This window comes from Arthrobacter sp. 92, assembly GCF_050260325.1.
Classification (GTDB): Bacteria; Actinomycetota; Actinomycetes; order Actinomycetales; family Micrococcaceae; genus Arthrobacter.
The window spans coordinates 4,329,372-4,351,521 of record NZ_CP189863.1 but is presented as its reverse complement, the minus strand read 5'-3'; the positions used below and the strand labels follow the sequence as shown (position 1 = coordinate 4,351,521).

The window sequence follows — 22,150 nt, the reverse complement described above, 5'->3', positions numbered from 1 at the left end:
CACAGCCTGATGAAGCGGCTCACACCCGCCGTTCGAATCCGAGTTTTGCCAGGATCCCCGTGATGTGCAGCTTCACGGCGGTCCCGGCCAGAAGAGTTTCCTCACTGATCTGCCGGTTTGTGAGTCCCTGCCCGATGAGGGCGAGGACCCGCAACTCCTGAGAGCTCAGGCCCGTGGGCCTGAGCCGGACGTGCGACTCGTACAGGCCCTCCATAGCCCTGCGCTCGGCTCCGGGCTCGAGGAGCGTTCCTCCGGTGGCAACCCGGCGGATTCCCTCAACGAGGGCGGTGCCGGGAAGCTGCCTGAGGACGTAGCCTGCCGCCCCTGCCAGGACTGCGCCGCGGAGCGCGTGCTCGTCATCATAGCTACTCAGAAGCAGGCACCTGAGCCGCGCGTTCTCGGAGCGCATTTCCCTGCAGACCTCGATCCCGGTGCCGTCGGGCAGACGGGCTCCGAGGATCACCAGATCCGGCTCAAGCGCGGGGATCCGCAGGCACGCTTCGGTCGCGGAGCCGCTCTCGCCCACCACGTCGAACTGGGCCTCTTCCAACAATTCGCGCAGCCCCTGGCGGACCAGCGCATGGCTATCGAGGATGTAAACTCTGGCACGCCGCGCGGCCTCCCCAGAGATGGCTGGGTCAGTGTCCACCGTGCCCCTCACCAGGTCCCCGGAGGTGCTCGCGGACCAGCCCGCTCGGGCGGTCCAAAAGTGGCAGGAGCCCGACTGCAGGCAGCGAAGTGCCTGCGATGATGCCCGCCGTTGCTGCTTTCATGACGATGCTCCCGGAACTCGTTTGGCGGCCTCACCGCCGTATTGCATTCAGGTTAGGCTTGGGGGTTCGGCCCTGGTTAGGGCATAAAGTCACGGTCATTGTGTTGACGAAGCACACCCCGGCGACGCGTGTGAATCCGCCGGAAGCCGGTGACGGCCCGTGTCCGTGCCCGGGTCCAACGTTCGGATGGCCCCGAGGTGCGTGAAACTAGGCTGGCTCCGCTTGCGGAGTCTGCTTGTCCTGACCCACCACGAGAACCGGGCAATGGGCGTGCGCGGCGCACGCTCCGCTGACCGAGCCCATCACCTGTGCAAGGAAGCCGCCCTCGCCGCGCCTGCCCACCACCAGCATCTGGGCATCCTTGCTCTCCTCGATGAGGGTCTTCGCGGGTGGTCCGAACTTGACTGTCCGCGAGAGCTCCGCAGGAGGCGACGCGCCGAAAGCCCGTTCAACGGCCTGGTCCAGGAGTCGCTTGGCCGTTTCATCCAACTCTTCCATGCTGGGGACGCGCCCCGGGGGCATGTGGGAGGCAAGGTAGAAGTCCGACGTTCCCAGACAGGTGATGATCTCCAACGGCGCGTTAAGGCTGGTGGCCATTCGCCCCGCGAGTTTCAACGCCGCAGTGGCGAACTCGGAGCCGTCCACGCCAACAACGATCCGTTCTTCGCTTCTCATGCATTCCAGCCTGCGCCGCCGGGCCGCTCCTGCGTAGGGTCAAAGGTCACCGCCCGCCCGGGGTAACGGACGGTGACTTTAGGCTCTATTGGCGCTGACTGAACCGGCAGAGTCTTAAGGTGAAATCAGTTCGGGAGGTAATGATGCCGCTGTCGGAGCACGAGAAGGTTGTCCTTGAGGAAATTGAGCGTTTCCTCCACCGGGACGATCCGCGGTTCGCGGATTCCATGGAGTCCGAGCGGTCTGGCCGGCAGCCGGTCCGTCGGCTGGTGACAGGTTTGCTGTGCGCGGTGTCTGGATTTCTGCTGCTGCTCGTTGGGGCCTACATTCAGGCCGTGCCCTTGGGCGTTGCGGGTTTTGTGATGATGGTGGCCGGGGCGCACCAGGCTTCCCTTGGGGTAGGGCCCTCCCGGTTCCGTGTCCTCCGGCGCTTCCTGCGGCTACCGGGAAAAGCCGTCCGCTGATGAGCTGGCGCAGCGTAGTTCCTATGGCTGAACCCGGCGCCGGGATAAGGCCGGATGCGCGCAGGCTCAGACGCTGGGCCTGGGTGTCGGTGGCGGCGGTTCCCCTGGCATTCGCGGCCGCCATGTTTTTGGGCGACGGCCTGCTGTCCATGCAGGGCTACTCGTCCGGTGGCGAGAATCCGGTGCCGCTGGGAGCGGCTCTCCTGGCCGGCGTGCCGGCGGTGCTGCTGATGGCCTTCCCGGCCGTCGCCGCGATCGTGCTCGGGCTCCGGGCACGGAAGCGGGGAGCGGCGTACGGCATCGTTCCGGCTGCCATCGGACTTACGGTGGTGGCCTTCGCGCTCCTGACAAATGCACTTCCCGTCCTCTTGGGCCTGCGCTGAGTGTTGACGTGGGCGCTGAGGGGGAGGTTCTTTCCTAGGACTCACAGGGCCAGTCAGAATGGCTGCGGATGATGCGCACCCCCTCTAGGGTGGAATGACGACGGCGGCGGCAAGACCGCACTGGACCGCGCGCCGTCCCCAACCCAGAGGAGTTCCTGATGAGAGTTGCTGTTACCGGAGGAAGCGGGAAGCTGGGCAGGAGTGTGGTCCGCAGGCTGTCCGAGGACGGGCACGAGGTCTTGAACCTGGACCGCACCGGTGAGCGGGGACGCGGCTTCGCCGAGGTGGACCTGCGCAACTACGGACAGGTGCTCGATGTCATCCTAGGCCTCGAGGACCGCCACGCCGGCTTTGACGCGATCGTGCACCTTGGCGCCATTCCGGCCCCGGGCCACGCGCCCGATGCCGCGACGTTCGAGAACAACATGCTGGCCACTTACAACGTGTTCCAGGCCGCCCGCCGGGCCGGGGTGAAGAAGATCGTCTATGCCTCCAGTGAGACGGTGCTGGGACTGCCGTTCGACGTCGACCCTCCCTACATCCCGGTCGACGAGGAATACCCGGGCCGGCCGGAAAGCACCTACTCGCTCGTGAAGCACCTGGAAGAGCAGATGGCCATCCAGCTCACCCGTTGGGATCCGGATCTGAGCATCACAGGTCTGCGGTTCTCCAACGTGATGGACCCCGAGGACTATGAGAACTTTCCGTCCTTCGACGCCGACGCGACGCTGCGCAAGTGGAACCTGTGGGGTTACATTGACGGCCGCGACGGCGCACAGGCCGTGGCCCGCGCCCTGGAGAACGGCAAACCGGGCTTCGAGGCGTTCATCATCGCCAACGAGGACACCGTAATGAGCCGTTCCAGCGCCAGCCTGGCCGCGGAGGTTTTCCCCGACGTCAAGGTGGTCAAGGAGCTGGGGGAGCACGAGACCATGCTCTCCATCGACAAGGCGAAGCGTCTCTTGGGCTACGCCCCGGAACACAGCTGGCGCACCTACCACTCCAACCGAAAAACCCCTACGGAAGACTGAGGAAGACCATGGACTACCGCACACTGGGCAACAGCGGCGCCGTGGTTTCGAGCTATGCGCTCGGCACCATGACTTTCGGAGCCGAGGCCACCGAAGAGGCCTCCCATGCCATTCTTGATGACTACGTTGCCGCCGGCGGCAACTTCATCGACACCGCCGACGTGTACAGCGCGGGCGTCTCGGAGGAGATCATTGGCCGCTGGCTCACGAGCCGGCCTGACGCCAGGGACCGTGTGATCCTGGCCAGCAAGGGCCGCTTTCCCATGGGGAAGGCGCCGAACGACGTCGGGACGTCCCGACGGCATTTGACCCGGGCACTGGATGATTCCCTCCGCCGGCTCGGCGTGGAGCAGATTGACCTGTATCAGTTGCATGCCTGGGACCCCATCACACCGTTGGAGGAGACCCTCCGCTTCCTCCACGACTCCGTCAGCAGCGGAAAGATCGCCTACTACGGATTCTCCAACTTCCTGGGCTGGCAGTTAACCAAAGCGGTCCATATTGCCAAGGCGCACGGCTGGAGTGCTCCGGTGACCCTGCAGCCGCAGTACAGCCTGCTGGTACGGGAGATTGAGTCGGAGATCGTACCGGCCTCCCTCGATGCCGGCATCGGCCTGCTGCCGTGGTCGCCGCTGGGCGGCGGCTGGCTGTCCGGAAAGTACAAGCGGGACCAGCCGCCCGCTGGTGCAACCCGGCTGGGGGAGAACCCCAAGCGCGGGATGGAGGCCTGGGAGGCCCGGAACGATGACCCCCGCACCTGGGAGGTCATCGAGACGGTGGAAAAGATTGCCGCGGACCATGGCGTGGGCGCCTCCCAGGTGGCGCTGGCCTGGGTTGCGGAGCAGCCTGCCGTGACGTCTGTGATCCTCGGAGCCCGCACCGCCGCGCAGCTGGCGGACAACCTCGCGGCGGCCCACCTGGAACTGTCCGAAGAGGAATCCCGCAGGCTCACCGAGGTCAGCCAGCCCCGCGTCGGGGTATACCCGTACGGGCCCATGGCCCGGGAACAGCGGAGCCGGAAGATCGAAGGCGGCCGCTAACCAAGGAGCGGCCGGTAATCGCGGAACGGGCGGCTACGCCGGAGCCAGGTCCACGGGAAGGCCCTGCGGCTTTTCCTGGGGACCGTCCGGCGGGCCGCCCTGCTGGCCCTGGTGATGGGTTGACCAGATGACGTTCATTTCCTCGGTTGACTGCTCCACGATCCGGCTCATCGCGGCGTTGGCCGCGTTGGCCTCGCCGCGCTGGATGGCGCTGGCGACGTCCACGTGCAGCTGCAGCGCCTCATGATGGGGGAGGTGCGGCATCAGCCCGTGCTCGGTGCGTCCGGTCAGGACCTCCGTAACGAGGTTGTGCAGCTGGGAGAACATCGGGTTCCCGGAGGCGCGCAGGATTGCGGCATGGAACTCGATGTCCAGCCGGAGGAATTCGTCCTGGTTCCCGCGCTGGCCGGCGGCCCACAGCCGCGCAGCCTGTGACACAAGATCGCTGCCGGCATCCCAGGACGCGCGCTCGGCGGCCAGGCGCGCGGCCTGCGGTTCGATCGCGCCGCGCAGTTCGTTGAGGGCGCGCAGCTGTTCCAGCCGTTTGGAGGACGCAAGCCGCCAGCGGATGACCTGGGGATCATAGGCGTTCCAGGAATCTTCGGGCTGTACTACTGTTCCGAGCCTCCGCCGGGACTCCAGCATGCCCTTCGAGGAGAGCACCCGTGTGGCCTCCCGGACCACCGAGCGGGACACCTTGTGCTGGGCCTCCAGTTCGTCCAGTCGAAGGATGGAGTGCGGCGCCAGCGTCCCCTCGGCAATAGCGAGTCCCAGGTTCTGGACCAGCACTGAATGCAGGTCAGCCGAGGACTCCGCCTTTGGGGTTTTCATAAATAAATCATACGGGTGGAGCGCAAGGGGTTGTTTAAGTCTGCTTTATTTCTCTAAGATCACTTCCTGAGCAGATGTAAAGATGCATTTGCAGTTGGCTGGACGTTCTCCGGCACGAAAACATAGGGGAGTCGTAATGAAGCGGCGTTCAATTGTGAAGTATGCGGCCGTTGCCGCGGCCCTGTCGCTGGGGCTGACCGCCTGCGGCGGCAGCGGTGGCGGCGAGGCGAAATCCTCCGGAACCGTCCGGGTTACCCTCGCAAACCATGTCTGGACCGAAGGCATCAAGGCGGCCATTCCGGAGTTCGAAAAATCCACCGGCCTCAAGGTCGAACTCACCCAGCTCGGCGAAGACCAGCTCTCTGACCAGTACAACGTCAAGCTCAATGCCGGCAGCGACGAGATCGACGTCATGATGTACCGCCCGCTTCAGGAGGGCAAGGCGTTTGCCAAGAACGGCTACCTCGCGGATCTGACCAGCAAGGTCACCTCGGACGCGAACTGGGACTGGAAGGACTACCAGGAAGGCCCGGTCAAGGCCTCCACCGTCGACGGCAAGGTGGTGGGCGTCCCCATCATCACCGAGCGCGAAGTGCTCTACTACCGCAAGGACCTGCTTCAGGCCGCGGGCATCCAGGTTCCGAAGACCATGGATGAACTCCAGGCCGCAGCCAAGACCATCTCCGCTGCCAATCCTGACACTGCGGGTTTTGTGGCCCGCACCGGCAAGTCCGCGGCCGTCACGCAGTTCTCCAGCTTCCTCTACAGCTTCGGCGGCGACTTCGTCGATTCAAACGGCAAGTCCGCCGTCGGCAGCGACGCCGCTAAGAAGGCTTACTCCTTCTACGGCGGCCTGATCAAGAACTACGGCCCCAAGAACGTCAGCACGGACATGAGCTGGCCCGAGGCGATGGCGATCTTCACGCAGGGCAAGGCAGCGTTCTACACCGAGGCTGACTCGCTCTACAAGAATGCCACGGACCCGGCCAAGTCCAAGGTCGCGGACAAGGTCGGCTTCGCCGCACTGCCCGCCGGTCCCGCAGGCTCCAAGCCCTACAACATCCCGTCATGGGGCCTGGCCGTCAACAAGGCCTCGGCCAACCAGGACAACGCCTGGAAGTTCATCCAGTGGGCCACAAGCAAGGACCGCACCCTGGCGGCACAGAAGGCCGGCGTCCCCGGTCCCCGTGCCTCCGTCTGGGCTGATCCCGCCGGAACGTCCACCTACCCGAAGGACCTGGCCGAGGCAATCGCCACCAGCGCCAAGACCGGCGTGGGCCACGACCGTCCCGAGGTTGTCACGGTAGGAAAGGCCCGCGAAATCGTGGGCGGTCCCATCGTTTCGACCATCACCGGAGCCGACGCGTCCGCTGCGGCGGATACGGCAAATGACGCCTTCCAGAAGTTCCTGGACAGCGAAAAGAAGTAAAGCGCCACTGACGCATCACCGCGGGCGGGCCGGCCACAACGCCGCAGCCCGCCCGCGGCCGTCTCACCTCTTCACCCCCAACTCCTTAGGTGAACCATGTCTGTACTGAACCCCGCCCGCGGCGCGAGCCGCAGGGTGAGCCGCGGCCCGAACAGCACGCCAGGCCCGCGTGAGAACTTCTCCGCCTGGGCCAACCGCCACCGCAAATGGCTCTTCGCGGCACCCGCCATGATCTTCGTGGGTGTCCTGATCATCTTCCCCCTGGCCTGGACGCTTTATCTGAGCCTCACGGACTCGCAGGGCTCTGTCCGCGCAGCGTCCGAATTCGTGGGCCTGCAAAACTACCTCACCGTGCTTTCCGACGCCGAACGGTTCTGGCCCGCCGTCGGACGCACCCTGTCCTTCACGGGAGTCGCGCTGGTTTGCGAGGTGGTGCTCGGAATGGGCGTCGCCCTGTTGCTGTGGCGGCCGTTCCGCGGCGAGAAGTGGGTCCGCGTGGCCATCCTGCTCCCGCTTGTCGCCACCCCGGTGGCAGTCGGCATGATGTGGCGCCTGATCTTCGATCCCAACATCGGTTTCGTCAACCAGCTCCTGGGCATGGTGGGCATCCCGGCCCAGCCGTGGCTTTCCGGCCAGGACACGGCTCTGGGCACCACCATCTTCATGGACGTGTGGCAGTGGACCCCCATGGTGGTGCTGATCCTGCTCGCCGGCCTGACCTCACTGTCCGAGGAACCCGATGAGGCGGCCCGGATGGACGGCGCCAACGCCTTCCAGCGCTTCTTCTTCATCACCCTTCCGCTCATGATGCCTACGGTGATCGTTGCCATCCTCCTCCGGGGCATCGACGCCCTGAAGACCTTCGACATCCTCTACGCCACCAAGGGCAAGGGAGGCGGATCCTTCCACGAAGTGGAGACGCTGAACGTCTACGCGTACGGGCTGAGCTTCGATTACAACCAGTACGGGTTGTCCTCCGCGGTGCTGATCCTGTTCTTCATGATCATCATCGGCACCATGTGGCTGCTGACCATGCGCAAGAAAGCGGTAAGCAAATGACCGTCCAGACAGAAAACACAGAAAACACAGAAAACACCGAAACCCGAACGGCCGGCCAGCTTCAGCTGGCCCGCCGCCGTCGGAAGCCCCTGGCCACCCGCGCCTACAAGGTCTTCCGCGTCGTGGCCCTGGTGGCCGTGGTGCTGTTCCTGCTCGCCCCGCTGTTCTGGATGCTGCTGGCCTCCCTCAAGACCAATGTGGACATCTACGACACCGGCAAGTCGTTCTTCTTCACCCCGACGTTCGAGAACTACGCCAATGTGCTGCAGCGGAACAACTACTTGGTCTTCATTTTCAACAGCTTCTGGGTGGCCTTCGTCTCCACGGCCCTGTCGCTGGTCCTGGGTGTGCCCGCCGCCTACGCCATGAGCCGCTTCACGATGCACCGCTCGGCGCTTGTGGTCCTGATGGCCCGGGTCATCCCCGGGGTCTCACTGCTGGTGCCTTGGTACTACGTCTTCTCCAACCTGAAGATGGTGGGCGGCTTCGAGGTCCTGATCCTCAGCCACATGTTCGTCGCGCTGCCGCTGATCGTGTACATCATGATGAGCTACTTCGATTCCCTGCCGCTGGAGCTGGAGGAATCGGCCCAGGTGGACGGCCTCACCCCGATCGGTGCCTTCCGCCGCATCACCCTGCCGCTCTCGGTCGCGGGCATGGCCACGGCCGGCATCCTGTCTTTCATCTTCTCGTGGAACAACTTCATGTTCGCCCTGGTGCTCTCCGGCTCCAAGACCAAGACCCTGCCGGTCGCGATCTTCGACTTCGTCTCCTACGCAAGCATCGACTGGGGCGGACTCATGGCGGCCGCCACCGTGGTCACCATCCCGATCATGATCATCGCGCTCTTCACGCAGAAATACATCGTCTCCGGCATGACCGCCGGCGCGACCAAGGGCTAGGCAGCACATGACACGCATCAGCAGGATTGAAACCTTCCTCGTCGCGCCCCGCTGGCTCTTCGTCCGGATCGAGACCGACGGCGGCGTCGTCGGCTGGGGCGAGGCGAGCTGCGAGGGCCGCAGCGAAACGGTCCGCACCGCCGTCGAGCAGCTTTCAGAGCTGCTGATCGGTAACGATGCCCTTCGGATCGAGGACCATTGGCAGGTCATGACCAAAGGCTCCTTCTATCGCGGCGGCCCCATCCTTGCCAGCGCCGTGTCCGGCCTGGACCAGGCACTCTGGGACATCGCCGGCAAGCACTTCAACACCCCCGTTCACCAGCTCCTGGGCGGCCACGTCCGGGACCGGATCCGGATGTACGGCTGGGTGGGAGGAGACGAGCCCAACGAGGTGGCCGACCAGATCAGCGCCCAGCTCGAGGTGGGACTCACCGCGGTCAAGATGAACGCGAGTGGCCGGATGAGCCCCATCGCCTCGGTGGCCGAGCTCGACGGCGTCGTCCGCCGCGTCGCGGCCGCCCGCGAGGTCCTCGGGGAGCACCGCGATGTGGCCGTCGACTTCCACGGCCGCTTCAGCCTCGCCAACGCCCGGCGGGTGGCCCCGCTGCTGGAGCCGTACCGGCCCTTCTTCCTCGAAGAACCCGTGGTCCCGGAAAACACCCACCTGCTGCGCGAGTTCACCTCCTCGACGACGACGCCGGTCTCCACCGGTGAGCGGCTGTACAGCCGGCAGGAATTCCTGCCCGCGCTGCAGGCCGGCATCGCCGTGGCGCAGCCGGACCTTTCCCACGCCGGCGGCATCACCGAGGTCCGCAAGATCGCATCGCTGGCTGAAATCTACGACGTCCAGCTGGCCCCCCACTGCCCGCTCGGCCCGCTGGCGCTCGCGGCCTGCCTGCAGGTGGGCTTCGCCACCCCCAACTTCCTGATTCAAGAACAAAGCATCGGGATCCACTACAACCAGGGCGCCGAAGTGCTGGACTACGTGGTGGATAAGTCTCCGCTGAAGTTCGTGGACGGCCACATCGAACGGCTCACCGGCCCGGGGCTCGGCATCGAGATCGACGAGGCCGTGGTGCGCGCCGCCGACAAGCGCGGCCATGCCTGGCGCGGCCCGGTGTGGCGGCATGCCGACGGCGCATTCGCGGAATGGTGACGCCCAGCATGGGCAGTCCGGACCCGAGCCGCCCGAAAACGCAGAGAAGCCCGCAGAGAAGCCCGCAGAGAAGAAGGAACACAACATGGTGAACACCCTGAGCCCTGAGACCCTGTTGAGCGGCATCAAGGAGGTCCGGGTGGTGGGGATTGTCCGCGGCAGCGATGGCCGGGCCGCAGCAAAGGCTGCCGTTGCGGCGATGGAGGAAGGCTTCCGCTTCGTTGAGATAGCCCTCACCACGCCGGGCGCACTTGACGCGATCCGCGAGGTTCGGTCCGCAGCACCCGCGGGCTGCTTCGTCGGTGCGGGAACAGTCCTGACAGCGCAGGACGTGCTCGACGTGGCCGAGGCCGGCGCCCAGTTCACTGTGACGCCTGCCCTGGCGGAGTCAATCGGTGAATCGGCGCGACAGGGCATCCCGGTCCTCGCGGGTGCGCTCACCCCCAGCGAAGCTTATGAGGCCATGAACAGGGGTGCCACGGCCGTCAAACTCTTCCCGGCTTCGATCGGCGGACCGGGCTATCTCAAGGCAGTCCGCGATCCCTTTCCCGAGATACCGTTCATCGCAGTGGGGGGAGTGGGGCTCGGCGAGGCCACCGGATACTGGGAAGCCGGCGCAATCGCCGTCGGAGTCGGGGGACCGCTGTTCGGGGACGCAGCCTCGGGGGGCGATCTGGGCCCAGTACGTGAGCGCGCCCGCGGTTTTGTGAGCCTTGCCGCCGATTTTGACAGGCGGATGGCCGTGACGGGCGCGCGGTGACAGCCGCCGTCGGCCTCCTGACGCTGGGTGAGTCCATGGTTTCGCTCCGCTGCCCGGGGCCGCTGGCCGCTGGCGGCAACCTGTCAATGCACGTCGCCGGTGCCGAGTCCAATGTGGCAGTGGGGGTGGCCCGGCTCGGCCACAGCGTCCGGTGGGCCGGGGTGGTGGGCGCCGATCCGCACGGGCAGTTCATCCTGCGCCAGTTGCGCTCCGAAGGTATTGCGGTTCGGCACCGGGAGGATGCCGAGCGCAGCACCGGGGTGATGTTCCTGGAACAGCGCACCGCGGACGTCACCCGCGCTTTCTATTACAGGGCAGGTTCCGCAGGTTCCACCCTCGGGATTGAAGATGTGGACAGGGCATTCTGTGGCGGTGCCCGGGCGCTGCACCTGACCGGGATCACGGCCGCACTCAGCGTGGAGTCGCGGCGGGCCGTGGAATATGCCGCCGCCCGCGCAACCGACGAAGGCATGGTGGTCTCCCTCGACGTCAACTACCGGAGCAAGCTCTGGTCACGGGGGGAGGCCTGCGCGGCCCTGAGCCAGCTCGTCCGCTATGCCAACGTGCTGATCGCCTCCGACGACGAACTCCCCCTGGTGGCCCCCGGTCCCTGGGCGGGCACACGGGAAGAGGATCCGGACGAGGCCGAAGTATCCATGGCCGAGTACCTTCTCGACCAAGGCGTCGAGGAAGTGGTGGTCAAGCGCGGCGCCGCGGGAGCGGGCGTCCACACTGCGTCGGGGAGGTGGGAAGCACCTGCCCTTCCCGTCACGAGCATTGACACCGTGGGCGCCGGCGACGCCTTCACCGCCGGGTACCTGTCCGTAATGCTCGACGGCGGGGACGTTCCTGCGCGCCTGCAGCGAGGCGCCATCGCGGGAGCGTTTGCCGTCAGCACGGCCGGCGACTGGGAGGGCCTTCCGCGCACCGGCGAACTTGGGCTCCTCGGAATCTCAAGCGGAACCACCCAGCGCTGAGCGGCCCGCCTGCCTAGTCCACTTTGCCTACCCTTTGTCCATCCCAACCTCATCGACTCGACCAAGAAAGCCTGGACCTGCCATGAAAATCATTGCCGCGGAAGTTTTCGTGACAAGCCCGTCGCGTAACTTTGTGACTCTTCGGATCACTACTGAGGATGGGGTGACCGGGATCGGGGATGCGACCCTGAACGGGCGTGAGCTCGCGGTGGCGGCGTATCTGAAGGAGCATGTTGCGCAGTTGCTGATCGGGAAGGATCCGCACCGGATCGAGGATACCTGGCAGTTCCTGTACCGGTCCTCGTACTGGCGCCGGGGTCCGGTGACGATGGCCGCGATCGCCGCGGTGGATATGGCGTTGTGGGATATCAAGGGCAAGGTGGCCGGGATGCCGGTGTATCAGCTTCTGGGGGGTGCGTCCCGGAACGGGCTGCGCGCGTACGGGCATGCCTCGGGGGCGGATATTCCGTCGCTGTTCGATTCGGTCCGGGAGCACCTGGAGCTGGGGTATAAGTCGGTCCGGATCCAGACCGCGGTTCCGGGGATCAGGGCCGTGTACGGGGTCGCGGCGCAGGCGCAGGCCTCGGGGGAGCGGTATGACTACGAGCCCGCGGGCCGGGGCGCGTTCCCGGTGGAGGAGGACTGGGACACCCGGGCGTATCTGCGGCATCTGCCCACCGTGTTTGAGGCGGTGCGGAACGAGTTCGGTCCGGAGCTGCCGTTGCTGCATGACGGGCATCACCGGATGACCCCGATCCAGGCCGCGAAGCTGGGCAAGGCCTTGGAGCCGTATGACCTGTTCTGGCTGGAGGACTGCACTCCGGCGGAGAACCAGGAGGCGCTGCGCCTGGTCCGGGCGCACACCACCACCCCGCTGGCCATCGGGGAGGTCTTCAACACCGTGTACGACTACCAGAGCCTGATCAAGGAGCAGCTGATCGATTACGTCCGGGCCGCGTCCACGCACTTCGGCGGGATTTCGCCGTTGAAGAAGGTGATGGATTTCGCCGCGCAGTACCAGATCAAGTCCGGTTTCCACGGGCCCACGGACATTTCCCCGGTGGGCTTCGCCGCGCAGCTGCACGTGGGCCTGGCGATCCACAACTACGGGATCCAGGAGTACATGCAGCACTCGGAGGCCACCAACACGGTGTTCGAGCAGTCCATGACGTTCACCGACGGCTACCTGCACCCGGGGGACAATCCCGGGATCGGGGTTGAATTCAACGAGGAAGCCGCCGCGGCGTACCCGTACCAGCAGGCCTACCTGCCCTACAACCGGCTCGTCGACGGCACCGTCCATGACTGGTAATCGCCGGACCTGATGCCCGCAAGGGCGCGGTCGTTGAAGCCGCGTCACTTCGGATGCCAGCCGCTCAGAGTTCCACCAGGAACTCCGTGTATCCGTAGCGGACGCCGTTGATCTGAAGTTCCAGCCCGTGCCTACCGGCGTGGTGTACCCGCGTGGTCATCTGGCGGAAGGCGTGCCGCTTGGCGACCAGACGGGTTTCGAGGGGGTCCAGCGTGATGGCTGCGAGTTTGAAGACCTTCTCCGACTGGGAGCCGTTGGCCTTCATGTAGTGCACCACGTAGTCCACAGCGAGTCTGGCCGGCGCCGGGCCCTCGTTGGAGATTTCGAATTCGAAGGCCAGGTCCGAAGGCAACTCCACCACGTTCCGGTCCAGCCGCGGGGCCGTTACGATGACCGACGCCGGGGCGAAGCCCAGCAACTTGAGTGCCCCGGGATGGGCCTTCTTGATTAGGGTCCGCAGCCCGTGACGGACCACCCATCCGGTGTTGGCGTCGGGCGCTGCGGCCCAGGAAGCCGCTGCGGCGATCACGGAATCGGGCGCGTGGCGCGCCAGGTCGTTGAGATGGTTCGCCACCGAGCGCCGGACGTATTCGCTCGGATCGCGGTAGAGGGCATCCAGGATAGGAACGGTGGCAGAAGGCCGTGCGGCGATCCCGGGGATGCGGACAGCCCACGGCAGATAAGGGCGGGTGCCTTCACTGGCGAGGCGGCGGACGTGTTCATCCTCGTGGCCGGTCCACGTCTGGACGATAGCAAGGGCGCGATCCAGATCGGCGGCCAGGAGCCTGCGGATGGCGAACTCGCCAGTGAGGCGCGGGGTCAGTTCGGCGAGCAGTGTCAGGCAGTCCTCGAAAGCGCCAGGCTCCTTCGACGCGAGCGCCAGCGTCACCACCGTTTCGCTCACCGGCCATAGTATCCACCCGGTGAAACCGACGTCGCGGAGCGCGCGGCGAACGGTGCCTGCCGCCGTCGGGTAGTCGCCCGGAAGGCTGCCTGCACCCTCCAGATCGGCCAGGAGTGCCCGGCTTACATGATCCGTGCGCTCCCGCAGGCTGAGCCCGTCCAGCGATGCGGCAGCTTGTTCGAGGTGTTCCCAGCGGGTGCCGGCGCCTGTTGCATCCAGCACGCGGATCAGGGAGACGACGGCTCCCTTGTCAATCAGTTCGTTCATGGCACCCATCCAGTCAGGCTACCGGCAGTCCTTCCCGGTCCTGTTCCAGGCTGACCGCCCGCCGCCGCGCCAAACCCCTCGATCCGGGATAATGTTCACGGAGAATTGTTTCAATAGTGCTTAGGCGGATGCAGCAAATGGCTGACGATCGATCAGAAAACTCGCCCGGCCGGTGGCGGGTCTTCCACGAAAAGTTCGTGGTGGAAGAGCGGTTCATGAGCGCCGAGGCGCGGAAAGCCCTCTACCGGACAGCAGCGGTCCTGATGGCGGTGGGCGCTATCCTGTTCTCGCTGGCGTTGGCCGGGGTCCTGCAGAAGAACGGGCTGACGGTCCTTGACGAGCCCGTCCGGACCTGGCTGCTGGGGATCCGGTCCGGACCGCTGACCGCGGTGATGATCTTCCTGGCCATCATCTTCGGCCCCATAGGCTTGCCCATCATCGTCTTGATCGTCACCGTCGCTTGGGGGTTGGCCGCCAAGCACGCCTGGCGGCCAATCCTCCTTGCCGCCGCCATGCTCACCGGCGTCGCGCTGGCGCAGATCATCGGACGCTCCGTAGGGCGCGGCAGGCCGCCCGTTGACTTGATGCTGTTTGGGCAGGACACCACGTTCTCCTTCCCGTCGGGTCACGTGCTGGGGGCATCAGACTTCCTGCTTGTCACGGCGTTCCTCGTCTTTTCCCGCCGGCAAAGCACCTGGCCTTCCGTGGTGGGGTTCGCGGGAGCTGTTGTGGGGATCTTCTTCGCGGCCATCAGCCGGCTATACCTCGGCTACCACTGGACCACCGATGCCCTGGCCTCGATCTTCATCTCCTTCGTGGTCCTGGGCGGCGTCATCATGCTGGACACGTGGCGGACTGCCCGGATTCCGGGCGAACGTGTCACGGGGGAACTGTCCAAGGCCGAGGCTAATCCGGAGTAGGAACACCCTCAGCGCTTCCGCGCTCGCTTAAGTTCCGCGCGAAGCCGGGCGTTTGCCGCCTCCAGTTCCAGCACCTTGGCCACGCCGGCCAGGTTCAGGCCTTCCTCCAGCAGTTCGCTGATGCGCCGCAGTACAGCCAGGTCCTCCTGGCTGTACTGCCGTGTGCCCCCGGCCGTACGGTCCGGAGTGAGCAGCCCCTTCCGCTCGTAGAGCCTGATGTTCTGCTGCCCCGTGCCCACGAGATTTGCAACGACGGAAATGGCGTAGACGCCAGTCTCCATTCCGTGGTCCGTCACGGTCCTCCTTGAAAACGGGTGAATTTCCTATTGCCTTAGTCTCTCACCGGTGCTATAAAAAATCTATACCCGCCAATACAGATAAGCGGGCATGATGGATAGACAGACAGCAACAATCACATGCTGAAGGAGTGGGAAATGATGTTGATGCGCACGGACCCGTTCCGTGAACTGGACAGGTTGACCCAGCAGGTGTTTGGAACCGCGGCACGCCCCGCGGCCATGCCCATGGACGCCTGGCAGGAGGACGGGGAGTTCGTCGTCTCGTTCGATTTGCCGGGAGTCGACGTCGACTCCGTGGACCTCAATATTGAGAAGAACGTGCTGACTGTACGGGCTGAACGGCGCGATCAAACGCAGCCCAATGTCGAGATGGTTGTGTCGGAGCGCCCCCGTGGAGTGTTCAGCCGGCAACTGATCCTCGGCGACACCCTGGATACGGAGAAGATCAAGGCGAAGTACGACGCCGGTGTCCTGACGCTGCGCATTCCTATCTCGGAGCAGGCCAAGCCCCGCAAGATCGAAATCGAGCGCAAGCAGGACACGATGCACGAGATCAGCACTTAGGTTGAGGAAAGGAATCCGGGGCGGCCTCCGGTAATCACCGGGGCCGTCCCGGCCGTCAGGTCCAATGGACGCCTACCTGCCCGATTACTACGCGGCGCTGAACGTGGCCAGAACTGCCACTCAGCAGGAAATCTCGCGCGCGTACCGGGCCTTGATGAGGACCCTCCACCCCGACGTCGACGGCGGCAGCGCCAGGGATGCAGGCAGACGGTCCTCCACCGCAGCGGCTCTGCTGGAGATTATGGAGGCCTATTCGGTGCTTCGTGACCCGAGGAGCCGCGCCGAATATGACACCCGCTATGACAGCCAAACCGCCGTCCACGGGAGGGCCGGCGATCCGCGCGAGGTGCCGGTCCGCCGCGTGAGCCGGCAGCAGCCGCATCTGCTGCGAGTCAGCCCGGTCCGCTGGGAACCCCGGTGAATCGGAAGCACTGGTAACGCGGCCCCGGAACGGACCCGGACAACAGCAAGAAGGAGCCCCCATGAGCGCTTGGCGCCGTTATGATTCCCACCTGATTCCGGCGTTCCACGAACGGTTCGAAAAGCGGTGGGGCGCGGGTACGGCTCCGTTCCTGGATCCCGAGGCCCACGAGGAACCTTTACCGCGGGCCCAGTGGATCCACCCCGAAACAGGAGCAGCCTTGGCTGTGGTTCCCATCTGGACTCCGGATGACCCCCAGCACCGGTCCTTCGGTGTTTTCTATTTGCCTCCCGCGGGCGACATCTGGGTCTTAAGGCCCGGCTTCACGGGATACCTGGAGCCAGCTGCGGATGACACCGAACATGTCATTACCCTCAGGAACGACGCCTTCAAGAAGGCACTGAGCCACGCCAAGGAGTTCCTTTTCGGCGCCGACACGGTGCTGCATGATTAGGACGGCGCCTTCTGGCGCAGGTCCCTGCGGAGGCCTAAAATCAATCAATCACTCAGCCCGGCAACTACATAAGGGATCCAGCCAATGAACTTTTCCGCCAAAGATTTGGCTGCCATGATCCCGCCTTCCTTCACCCTGGGGGTGGCAACGTCCGCTTTCCAGATCGAGGGAGCCCTTGACGAGGACGGCCGCGGACCGTCCGGCTGGGATGTGTTCGCTGCGAAGCCGGGGGCCATCGTGGATGACCACAGCCCCGTTGTTGCCTGCGATCACTATCACCGTATGCCCCAGGACGTCGCCCTCATGAAGGAACTGGGCATTGATTCCTACCGCTTCTCGCTATCCTGGTCCCGCATCCAGCCGGGGGGCAGCGGACCGGTGAACCCCGCGGGGCTGGACTTCTACGACCGCCTTCTGGACCAGCTCCTGGCCAGCGGCATTTCGCCGACGGTGACCCTTTATCACTGGGACACGCCGCTGCCCCTGGACGAGGCAGGGGGCTGGATGAACCGGGATACGGCCTATCGTCTCGGTGAATTCGCCGCCATTGCCGCGGCCGCCTTCGGAGACCGCGTGGCACGGTGGGTCACCGTCAATGAGCCGGCCACCGTGACCACTAACGGTTACGCCCTGGGCCTTCACGCGCCAGGGGAGTCGCTGCTCCTCAAGGCGTTGCCCAGCGTCCACCACCAGCTCCTCGGCCACGGTTTGGCCCTGCAGGCGCTGCGTGCCGCGAACGTTCCCGGCGAAGTCGGCATCACCAACGTGTATTCGCCTATGATCCCGGCGTCCAGCAACCCCCTGGACAAGCTCAGCTCCGGGCTGATGGACGTGGCTCAGAACCGGCTCTACGCCGACCCTGTCCTCACCGGAAAGTACCCGGATGTCATCCGGGCCGCCACCTTCTTTACCTCCTTCAGCCCCTCTGCCGCGGACATGGCCCTGATCTCCCAGCCACTGGACTTCTACGGGCTCAACTACTACATGCCCACGCGCGTGGCCGCGGGGCCCGGAGAAGGAGCCGTTCCTCCCGGCATGGCGGAGGCGATGGGGGATGACCTCAGCGGAAGCGCACCCGGAGCCCCGTTCCACATCACGCCATTCCCGGATGCGGAGACCACCGCCTACGGCTGGCCGATCAAACCCGAGTACATCTCCGTGGCACTGGCGGAAATGGCCGAACGCTACCCGAACCTCCCGCCCGTCTTTATCACCGAGGGGGGAGCGAGCTTCGAGGACGTTGTTGTCCGGGACCGGGCAGCGGACCGGATCCTCATCCCGGACGAGCGCCGCCTACGGTACCTGGCGGAGCACATCGCCACAGCACTGGAGGCCACGGCGCCTGGCGGCGCGGCGGAGTCCGTTGACCTGCGGGGTTACTACGTGTGGTCACTGCTGGACAACTTCGAGTGGTCCGCGGGCTACAAGCAGCCGTTCGGGCTGCTGCACGTTGACTTTGAAACGCTGGAGCGGACCCCCAAAGCCTCGTACTACTGGCTCCAGGAGTTGCTTGCCGCACGGAAGGAGGCCGACGCCGGGGCCGCCGCCTCAGCCATCCGGGAACCATCGGGCGCCGGACAGGCCGCTGCGGAGGCGCCCGCCGTCGGGGAAGCATCCGGCCTTACCGGTGAGCCCGACCCGGTGCCGTGACCTGGCGCCGGGGTGCCGGACGCCGGATCCCGGGGGTGCCGGCGTCCGGTTCAGATGACCTTTAAGTCCCGGAGCCCCTTCGAGATGCCGGCGCCGTCGGGGGAGTAGATCCACGGAACCTTGGAGGCGCTGTGGTCCCCGGTTTCCGAGTGCCCGCCGGCCAGCACTGACTCGCCCACGGACAATTGGCGGATGGCGATGGCCGCCACCCGGTCCCCATGCGACTGGGCGAACCGGGAGTAAATCTGTTCATCATGCTGGCCGTTGTCGCCGATCAGCAACCAACGAATTCCCGGGAATTCCTCGGCCAAACGCTCCAGGTTGCGGCTTTTGTGCTCCTGGCCGCTGCGGAACCAGCGGTCCTGGGTGAGCCCCCAATCAGTAAGCAGAAGGGGTCCCGCCGGGTACATGTTCCGGCTGAGGAAACGCGCGAGCGTGGGCGCGGCATTCCACGGCCCCGTGGACAGATAGATGACTGGAGCGTCCGGATGTTCCACCACCAGCCGGTCCAGCAGCACTGGCATCCCGGGCGTCGCCATGCGCGCCCGCTCACTCAGCACAAAGGTGTTCCACAGGGCCAGGAAGGGCCGGGGCAGGGCGGTCACCATAACGGTGTCATCGATGTCGGAGACAATCCCGAATGTGGTCTCCGGGGCGATGATCAGGATATTGGCCTCCACGGCCTCGGTCCCCTCGGCCCGGAGGACGGCGGTATGCCAGCCGGGGGAAAGTGAAACGGGCACCACGGTGTCCACCAGGCCACCGCGGTCAGCTTTGACCCGGGTCACCACGCCGCCGATTTCGATCTGAACATCGGTGTACGGCAGCGGGGCGCTGGTGAAGGCCCGCCAGCCACGAATGTTCTGGTTGCCGTTCTGGGCGGCGTGCTCGGCCCGGCTGCCGGGCGCGGGCTTGCTGGTGAGCACAACCCTGCCGAGCACGCGCACCCATTCAGTGGAGCCGTAGCCTTGATATTCGATGGTCTGCGGGACAAATTTCCAACGCCGGGCCAACCGTATGCGGATGCTGTTGGCTGTATCCGACACCCTGTGCGCCAGCCGGAAAACATGGCTTCCGGACGGCGTCGATTCCTGCGAACCCAATTCCATGCTTCCACTCTGCCACAGTGGAACACTGCGGCACGGTGATTCAGCCGTCGCCGAGAAGCCAACGCAGGGTGCTGGCGTTCCGCACGGCGTTGCCGCCGCCGTCATTGTTGAAGTAGACGTACACGTCCTTGCCGGACCCCTGCCACTCGCGGATCCGATCCGCCCACCACCGCAGGTCATCGTCCGAATATGAACCACCGTAGAGATACTCATGGTCCGGCCCGTGCATTCGGACGTAGACAAACGGTGCCGTGGCCCGGAGGATGCACGGGAGGTGGGCGCCGCTCATGATGCAGTAGGCGGCCCCGTGGCGCTCCAGCAGTGCATACACGTCGTCGTGGTCCCAACTGGGATGCCGGAACTCCACCGCAACGCGGACCCACCACGGCAGCAGCGCCAGGAAATAGTCCAACCTCGCGTCATCCCGGGCGAAATCCGGGGGCAGCTGGACCAGGAGGACGCCCCGTTTGTCGCCGAGCTCATGCCAGCACCTGATGATTCGCTCCACCCAGACCTCGGGGGAGTAAAGCTTCTTCCCGTGCGTCAGCCCCCGGGGCGCCTTGACGGACATGGTGAAGCCTTCGGGCAGGCGGCGGTGCCAGCTGATGAACGATGACTCCCGCGGCCAGCGGTAAAAGCTGGCATTGAGTTCAACGGTGGCAAAGCGCGACACGTAGTGTGCCAGCCGGTCACGGGCCGGAAGCCCGGGCGGGTAGAGCACGTTTTCCCAATGGTCGTAGCTCCAGCCGGAGGTGCCGATATGCAGACTCATGGTCCCACCCGCTCCTGGCCGGCGGCATTGGCTCCGAAACTTCGGGCGGCGGGAGCGGCAGACGCGGAGCCAAAGTTCCGTTGCAGCATGAATGGATAGTAGTGCGTCGCGGCGGAGAGGAGGCAAACCGGCGGCGCCACCGGCGTTGCGGGCCTGAACCTCGCCTGTGGAGACCACATATGGCACTGTAAGGGACATGGCACGCATCGAGGATTACGCGATCGTCGGGGATCTGCACACGGCGGCATTGATCAGCACGGAAGGCTCCATCGACTGGCTGTGCCTGCCGCGCTTCGACTCCCCGGCCTGCTTCAGTGCGCTGCTTGACACTCCGAAAGCCGGACGCTGGCTCCTGGCGCCGGCGGACGGCGGCGAATGCGCCGGGCGCCGGTACCGCAAGGGCACGCTGATCCTTGAAACCGAATGGGAGACCCCCACCGGGAAGGTGAAGATCATTGACTTCATGCCCCCGCGCGATGATGTGGCGGATATCGTCAGGATCGTGGTGGGCATCCGGGGCACAGTGAAGATGCACGGCGAACTGGCGCTGCGGTTCGACTACGGCAACATCGTGCCCTGGGTGCGGCACGACGATTACGGCATCCATGCCATCGCCGGACCCGACGCGGCCTACCTGGTCACGGAAGCACCGTTGCGCGGCGAGCACATGCACACCGTAAGCGACTTCACGGTCCACGCCGGCGAAAGGGTGCCTTTTGTGCTCACCTGGACTCCCAGCCATCTTCAGCGGCCGAGGGTCATCGACCCGGAAGCCGTGCTTGACTCAACCGAAACGTTCTGGCGGAACTGGTCCGCGAAATGCAGGATCACCGGGTCCTACCGTGACGCCGTCCAGCGCTCGCTGATCACCCTGAAGGCGCTGACGTATGCCCCCACCGGCGGCATCGTTGCCGCCGTGACAACATCCTTGCCCGAACAGCTGGGCGGCCCGCGAAACTGGGACTACCGGTACTGCTGGCTGAGGGACGCCACCTTGACTTTGCAGGCCATGCTTGCCGCGGGTTACACCGATGAGGCCGCCTCCTGGCGCGACTGGCTGTTGCGGGCCGTGGCCGGAGACCCGGCGGATCTGCAGATCATGTACGGCATCCACGGGCAACGCCGGTTACCGGAAATGGAGCTCCCTTGGCTCGCCGGCTATGAAAAATCCACCCCGGTCCGGATCGGGAACGGTGCCGCCGGGCAGCTGCAGCTGGATGTGTGGGGGGAGGTCCTGGACTGCCTGGCCCTCACCCGGAATTCGCTGCTGAAGCACACTGATGAGGCCTGGGACGTCCAGGTTGCCCTCATGGAGCACCTTGAGCGAGTCTGGCACCGGCCGGACAACGGCTTGTGGGAGATGCGCGGCCCCCGCCGCCACTTCACCCACTCGAAAGTGATGGCCTGGGTCGCGGCGGACCGAATGGTGAAGGGCGTGCGTGACTTCGGCCTGACTGGAGCCGCGGACCGGTGGGAGGAACTGCGGGACAGGATCCACGCCGATGTCATGACGCACGGATTCGACGCCGGGCGGAACACGTTCGTGCAGTCCTACGGGCGACCTGAGCTGGACGCCAGCCTGCTCCTGATCCCACGGGTGGGATTCCTGCCGCCGGACGATCCCCGGGTGGTGGGCACCATAGACGCCGTTCAGCGGGAACTGACCCACGACGGCTTCCTTTTGCGATACCGGCCGGCGGACAGCGACGACGGGCTGCCGGGGGGCGAGGGCGTGTTCCTGGCCTGCTCGTTCTGGCTGGTGGACGCGCTGGTGGGTGTCGGCCGGCGCCGGGAGGCCAAGGAGCTGTTCGAGCGGCTGCTGGCCCTGCGCAATGATGTGGGGCTCCTCAGTGAGGAATGGGGGGTGGACGAAGGAAGGCAGTTGGGCAACACGCCCCAGGCTTTCAGCCATTTCGCCCTGATCAGGAGCGCGATGGAACTTCATACGGACACCCTGCAGCGTAGCGACTCCCCGCTGCGCGGCAGGTGAGGCTGCGC

General features: G+C 65.5%; 24 protein-coding genes. 17 read left to right on the top strand and 7 right to left on the bottom strand.

All coding sequences use genetic code 11. The annotated features are described in order from the left end of the window. Positions 1 to 19: 19 nt before the first annotated feature. Both ACP4XC_RS20205 and ACP4XC_RS20200 read right to left on the bottom strand, forming a co-directional pair. A complete protein-coding gene (locus ACP4XC_RS20205) occupies positions 20 to 649 on the bottom strand; it encodes a response regulator (protein WP_427172506.1) in 630 nt (209 codons plus the stop codon). A 331-nt stretch (positions 650 to 980) separates the two neighbouring features. After that, complete coding sequence (locus ACP4XC_RS20200) at positions 981 to 1,448, bottom strand: universal stress protein (protein ID WP_427172505.1); 468 nt, start codon at positions 1,446 to 1,448, stop codon at positions 981 to 983. A 119-nt stretch (positions 1,449 to 1,567) separates the two neighbouring features. Here ACP4XC_RS20200 and ACP4XC_RS20195 point away from each other — a divergent pair, with 119 nt between their 5' ends. From ACP4XC_RS20195 to ACP4XC_RS20180, 4 genes are all read left to right on the top strand, one after another. Further along, positions 1,568 to 1,912, top strand: a complete 345-nt coding sequence (locus tag ACP4XC_RS20195) for a DUF3040 domain-containing protein (RefSeq protein WP_427172503.1) — start codon at positions 1,568 to 1,570, stop codon at positions 1,910 to 1,912. A 23-nt stretch (positions 1,913 to 1,935) separates the two neighbouring features. Continuing rightward, on the top strand, positions 1,936 to 2,295 hold the full coding sequence (locus ACP4XC_RS20190) for a hypothetical protein (protein ID WP_427172502.1): 360 nt from the start codon (positions 1,936 to 1,938) through the stop codon (positions 2,293 to 2,295). A 158-nt stretch (positions 2,296 to 2,453) separates the two neighbouring features. Then, complete coding sequence (locus tag ACP4XC_RS20185) at positions 2,454 to 3,326, top strand: NAD-dependent epimerase/dehydratase family protein (RefSeq protein WP_427172501.1); 873 nt, start codon at positions 2,454 to 2,456, stop codon at positions 3,324 to 3,326. Between the two features lie 8 nt (positions 3,327 to 3,334). Next, on the top strand, positions 3,335 to 4,366 hold the full coding sequence (locus tag ACP4XC_RS20180; RefSeq protein WP_427172500.1) for an aldo/keto reductase: 1,032 nt from the start codon (positions 3,335 to 3,337) through the stop codon (positions 4,364 to 4,366). Positions 4,367 to 4,399: 33 nt separating this feature from the next. On the opposite strand, the gene ACP4XC_RS20175 is transcribed toward ACP4XC_RS20180, so the two are convergent. Continuing rightward, positions 4,400 to 5,197, bottom strand: coding sequence for a FadR/GntR family transcriptional regulator (locus tag ACP4XC_RS20175; protein WP_427172499.1), 798 nt, complete (start codon positions 5,195 to 5,197; stop codon positions 4,400 to 4,402). A 136-nt stretch (positions 5,198 to 5,333) separates the two neighbouring features. Here ACP4XC_RS20175 and ACP4XC_RS20170 point away from each other — a divergent pair, with 136 nt between their 5' ends. From ACP4XC_RS20170 to manD, 7 genes are all read left to right on the top strand, one after another. Beyond that, the gene (locus ACP4XC_RS20170) at positions 5,334 to 6,626 is read left to right on the top strand and encodes an ABC transporter substrate-binding protein (protein WP_427172498.1); all 1,293 of its coding nucleotides are present in this window, start codon (positions 5,334 to 5,336) and stop codon (positions 6,624 to 6,626) included. 96 nt (positions 6,627 to 6,722) lie between these two features. Beyond that, positions 6,723 to 7,685 (top strand): carbohydrate ABC transporter permease, encoded by a 963-nt coding sequence (locus ACP4XC_RS20165; protein WP_427172497.1) that lies wholly within the window; start codon positions 6,723 to 6,725, stop codon positions 7,683 to 7,685. Next, entirely contained in the window at positions 7,682 to 8,587 is a 906-nt protein-coding gene (locus tag ACP4XC_RS20160; protein ID WP_427172496.1) for a carbohydrate ABC transporter permease, read from the top strand. Before ACP4XC_RS20165 ends, ACP4XC_RS20160 begins: the two co-directional genes overlap by 4 nt. 7 nt (positions 8,588 to 8,594) lie before the next feature. Next, the gene (gene dgoD / locus ACP4XC_RS20155) at positions 8,595 to 9,743 is read left to right on the top strand and encodes a galactonate dehydratase (RefSeq protein ID WP_427172495.1); all 1,149 of its coding nucleotides are present in this window, start codon (positions 8,595 to 8,597) and stop codon (positions 9,741 to 9,743) included. A gap of 85 nt (positions 9,744 to 9,828) precedes the next feature. Continuing rightward, positions 9,829 to 10,503 carry a bifunctional 4-hydroxy-2-oxoglutarate aldolase/2-dehydro-3-deoxy-phosphogluconate aldolase gene (locus tag ACP4XC_RS20150; protein ID WP_427172494.1) on the top strand — a complete coding sequence of 225 codons (675 nt, stop codon included), beginning with the start codon at positions 9,829 to 9,831 and terminating at the stop codon, positions 10,501 to 10,503. Next, the gene (locus ACP4XC_RS20145) at positions 10,500 to 11,480 is read left to right on the top strand and encodes a sugar kinase (RefSeq protein ID WP_427172493.1); all 981 of its coding nucleotides are present in this window, start codon (positions 10,500 to 10,502) and stop codon (positions 11,478 to 11,480) included. Before ACP4XC_RS20150 ends, ACP4XC_RS20145 begins: the two co-directional genes overlap by 4 nt. An 82-nt stretch (positions 11,481 to 11,562) precedes the next feature. Then, positions 11,563 to 12,792, top strand: a complete 1,230-nt coding sequence (gene manD, locus ACP4XC_RS20140) for a D-mannonate dehydratase ManD (RefSeq protein ID WP_427172492.1) — start codon at positions 11,563 to 11,565, stop codon at positions 12,790 to 12,792. Positions 12,793 to 12,856: 64 nt separating this feature from the next. Here the strand turns inward: manD and ACP4XC_RS20135 are convergent, their stop codons facing one another. Next, positions 12,857 to 13,972: a DNA alkylation repair protein gene (locus ACP4XC_RS20135; protein WP_427172491.1), complete on the bottom strand. Its 1,116-nt coding sequence runs from the start codon at positions 13,970 to 13,972 to the stop codon at positions 12,857 to 12,859. 128 nt (positions 13,973 to 14,100) lie between these two features. Here ACP4XC_RS20135 and ACP4XC_RS20130 point away from each other — a divergent pair, with 128 nt between their 5' ends. After that, positions 14,101 to 14,883 carry a phosphatase PAP2 family protein gene (locus ACP4XC_RS20130; RefSeq protein ID WP_427172490.1) on the top strand — a complete coding sequence of 261 codons (783 nt, stop codon included), beginning with the start codon at positions 14,101 to 14,103 and terminating at the stop codon, positions 14,881 to 14,883. An 8-nt stretch (positions 14,884 to 14,891) separates the two neighbouring features. Here the strand turns inward: ACP4XC_RS20130 and ACP4XC_RS20125 are convergent, their stop codons facing one another. After that, a complete protein-coding gene (locus tag ACP4XC_RS20125; RefSeq protein WP_427175178.1) occupies positions 14,892 to 15,164 on the bottom strand; it encodes a MerR family transcriptional regulator in 273 nt (90 codons plus the stop codon). Between the two features lie 156 nt (positions 15,165 to 15,320). On the opposite strand from ACP4XC_RS20125, the gene ACP4XC_RS20120 reads away from it, so the two are divergent. From ACP4XC_RS20120 to ACP4XC_RS20105, 4 genes are all read left to right on the top strand, one after another. Beyond that, positions 15,321 to 15,746, top strand: coding sequence for an Hsp20/alpha crystallin family protein (locus ACP4XC_RS20120; protein WP_427175177.1), 426 nt, complete (start codon positions 15,321 to 15,323; stop codon positions 15,744 to 15,746). Positions 15,747 to 15,810: 64 nt separating this feature from the next. Continuing rightward, the gene (locus ACP4XC_RS20115; RefSeq protein WP_427172489.1) at positions 15,811 to 16,167 is read left to right on the top strand and encodes a J domain-containing protein; all 357 of its coding nucleotides are present in this window, start codon (positions 15,811 to 15,813) and stop codon (positions 16,165 to 16,167) included. 61 nt (positions 16,168 to 16,228) lie between these two features. Continuing rightward, positions 16,229 to 16,621, top strand: a complete 393-nt coding sequence (locus ACP4XC_RS20110) for a hypothetical protein (RefSeq protein WP_427172488.1) — start codon at positions 16,229 to 16,231, stop codon at positions 16,619 to 16,621. Positions 16,622 to 16,705: 84 nt separating this feature from the next. Beyond that, positions 16,706 to 18,271 carry a glycoside hydrolase family 1 protein gene (locus tag ACP4XC_RS20105; protein ID WP_427172487.1) on the top strand — a complete coding sequence of 522 codons (1,566 nt, stop codon included), beginning with the start codon at positions 16,706 to 16,708 and terminating at the stop codon, positions 18,269 to 18,271. Between the two features lie 50 nt (positions 18,272 to 18,321). On the opposite strand, the gene ACP4XC_RS20100 is transcribed toward ACP4XC_RS20105, so the two are convergent. Both ACP4XC_RS20100 and ACP4XC_RS20095 read right to left on the bottom strand, forming a co-directional pair. Beyond that, positions 18,322 to 19,380: an App1 family protein gene (locus ACP4XC_RS20100; RefSeq protein WP_427172486.1), complete on the bottom strand. Its 1,059-nt coding sequence runs from the start codon at positions 19,378 to 19,380 to the stop codon at positions 18,322 to 18,324. 40 nt (positions 19,381 to 19,420) lie between these two features. Continuing rightward, positions 19,421 to 20,152 (bottom strand): DUF72 domain-containing protein, encoded by a 732-nt coding sequence (locus tag ACP4XC_RS20095; protein ID WP_427172485.1) that lies wholly within the window; start codon positions 20,150 to 20,152, stop codon positions 19,421 to 19,423. A 196-nt stretch (positions 20,153 to 20,348) separates the two neighbouring features. Between ACP4XC_RS20095 and ACP4XC_RS20090 the strand changes: the two genes are divergently transcribed. Beyond that, positions 20,349 to 22,142 carry a glycoside hydrolase family 15 protein gene (locus ACP4XC_RS20090; protein ID WP_427172484.1) on the top strand — a complete coding sequence of 598 codons (1,794 nt, stop codon included), beginning with the start codon at positions 20,349 to 20,351 and terminating at the stop codon, positions 22,140 to 22,142. Positions 22,143 to 22,150 lie beyond the last annotated feature (8 nt).

Excerpts from the sequence above, each read along its gene's own strand:
- ACP4XC_RS20170 (WP_427172498.1), top strand. The coding sequence starts at position 5,334 with ATGAAGCGGCGTTCAATTGTGAAGTATGCGGCCGTTGCCGCGGCCCTG.
- ACP4XC_RS20100 (WP_427172486.1), bottom strand. The coding sequence starts at position 19,380 with ATGGAATTGGGTTCGCAGGAATCGACGCCGTCCGGAAGCCATGTTTTC.
- ACP4XC_RS20190 (WP_427172502.1), top strand. The coding sequence starts at position 1,936 with ATGGCTGAACCCGGCGCCGGGATAAGGCCGGATGCGCGCAGGCTCAGA.
- dgoD (WP_427172495.1), top strand. The coding sequence starts at position 8,595 with ATGACACGCATCAGCAGGATTGAAACCTTCCTCGTCGCGCCCCGCTGG.
- ACP4XC_RS20160 (WP_427172496.1), top strand. The coding sequence starts at position 7,682 with ATGACCGTCCAGACAGAAAACACAGAAAACACAGAAAACACCGAAACC.
- ACP4XC_RS20200 (WP_427172505.1), bottom strand. The coding sequence starts at position 1,448 with ATGAGAAGCGAAGAACGGATCGTTGTTGGCGTGGACGGCTCCGAGTTC.
- ACP4XC_RS20125 (WP_427175178.1), bottom strand. The coding sequence starts at position 15,164 with ATGGAGACTGGCGTCTACGCCATTTCCGTCGTTGCAAATCTCGTGGGC.
- ACP4XC_RS20120 (WP_427175177.1), top strand. The coding sequence starts at position 15,321 with ATGTTGATGCGCACGGACCCGTTCCGTGAACTGGACAGGTTGACCCAG.
- ACP4XC_RS20185 (WP_427172501.1), top strand. The coding sequence starts at position 2,454 with ATGAGAGTTGCTGTTACCGGAGGAAGCGGGAAGCTGGGCAGGAGTGTG.
- ACP4XC_RS20105 (WP_427172487.1), top strand. The coding sequence starts at position 16,706 with ATGAACTTTTCCGCCAAAGATTTGGCTGCCATGATCCCGCCTTCCTTC.
- ACP4XC_RS20135 (WP_427172491.1), bottom strand. The coding sequence starts at position 13,972 with ATGGGTGCCATGAACGAACTGATTGACAAGGGAGCCGTCGTCTCCCTG.
- ACP4XC_RS20095 (WP_427172485.1), bottom strand. The coding sequence starts at position 20,152 with ATGAGTCTGCATATCGGCACCTCCGGCTGGAGCTACGACCATTGGGAA.
- ACP4XC_RS20165 (WP_427172497.1), top strand. The coding sequence starts at position 6,723 with ATGTCTGTACTGAACCCCGCCCGCGGCGCGAGCCGCAGGGTGAGCCGC.
- manD (WP_427172492.1), top strand. The coding sequence starts at position 11,563 with ATGAAAATCATTGCCGCGGAAGTTTTCGTGACAAGCCCGTCGCGTAAC.
- ACP4XC_RS20150 (WP_427172494.1), top strand. The coding sequence starts at position 9,829 with ATGGTGAACACCCTGAGCCCTGAGACCCTGTTGAGCGGCATCAAGGAG.
- ACP4XC_RS20180 (WP_427172500.1), top strand. The coding sequence starts at position 3,335 with ATGGACTACCGCACACTGGGCAACAGCGGCGCCGTGGTTTCGAGCTAT.
- ACP4XC_RS20090 (WP_427172484.1), top strand. The coding sequence starts at position 20,349 with ATGGCACGCATCGAGGATTACGCGATCGTCGGGGATCTGCACACGGCG.
- ACP4XC_RS20130 (WP_427172490.1), top strand. The coding sequence starts at position 14,101 with ATGGCTGACGATCGATCAGAAAACTCGCCCGGCCGGTGGCGGGTCTTC.
- ACP4XC_RS20175 (WP_427172499.1), bottom strand. The coding sequence starts at position 5,197 with ATGAAAACCCCAAAGGCGGAGTCCTCGGCTGACCTGCATTCAGTGCTG.
- ACP4XC_RS20115 (WP_427172489.1), top strand. The coding sequence starts at position 15,811 with ATGGACGCCTACCTGCCCGATTACTACGCGGCGCTGAACGTGGCCAGA.
- ACP4XC_RS20110 (WP_427172488.1), top strand. The coding sequence starts at position 16,229 with ATGAGCGCTTGGCGCCGTTATGATTCCCACCTGATTCCGGCGTTCCAC.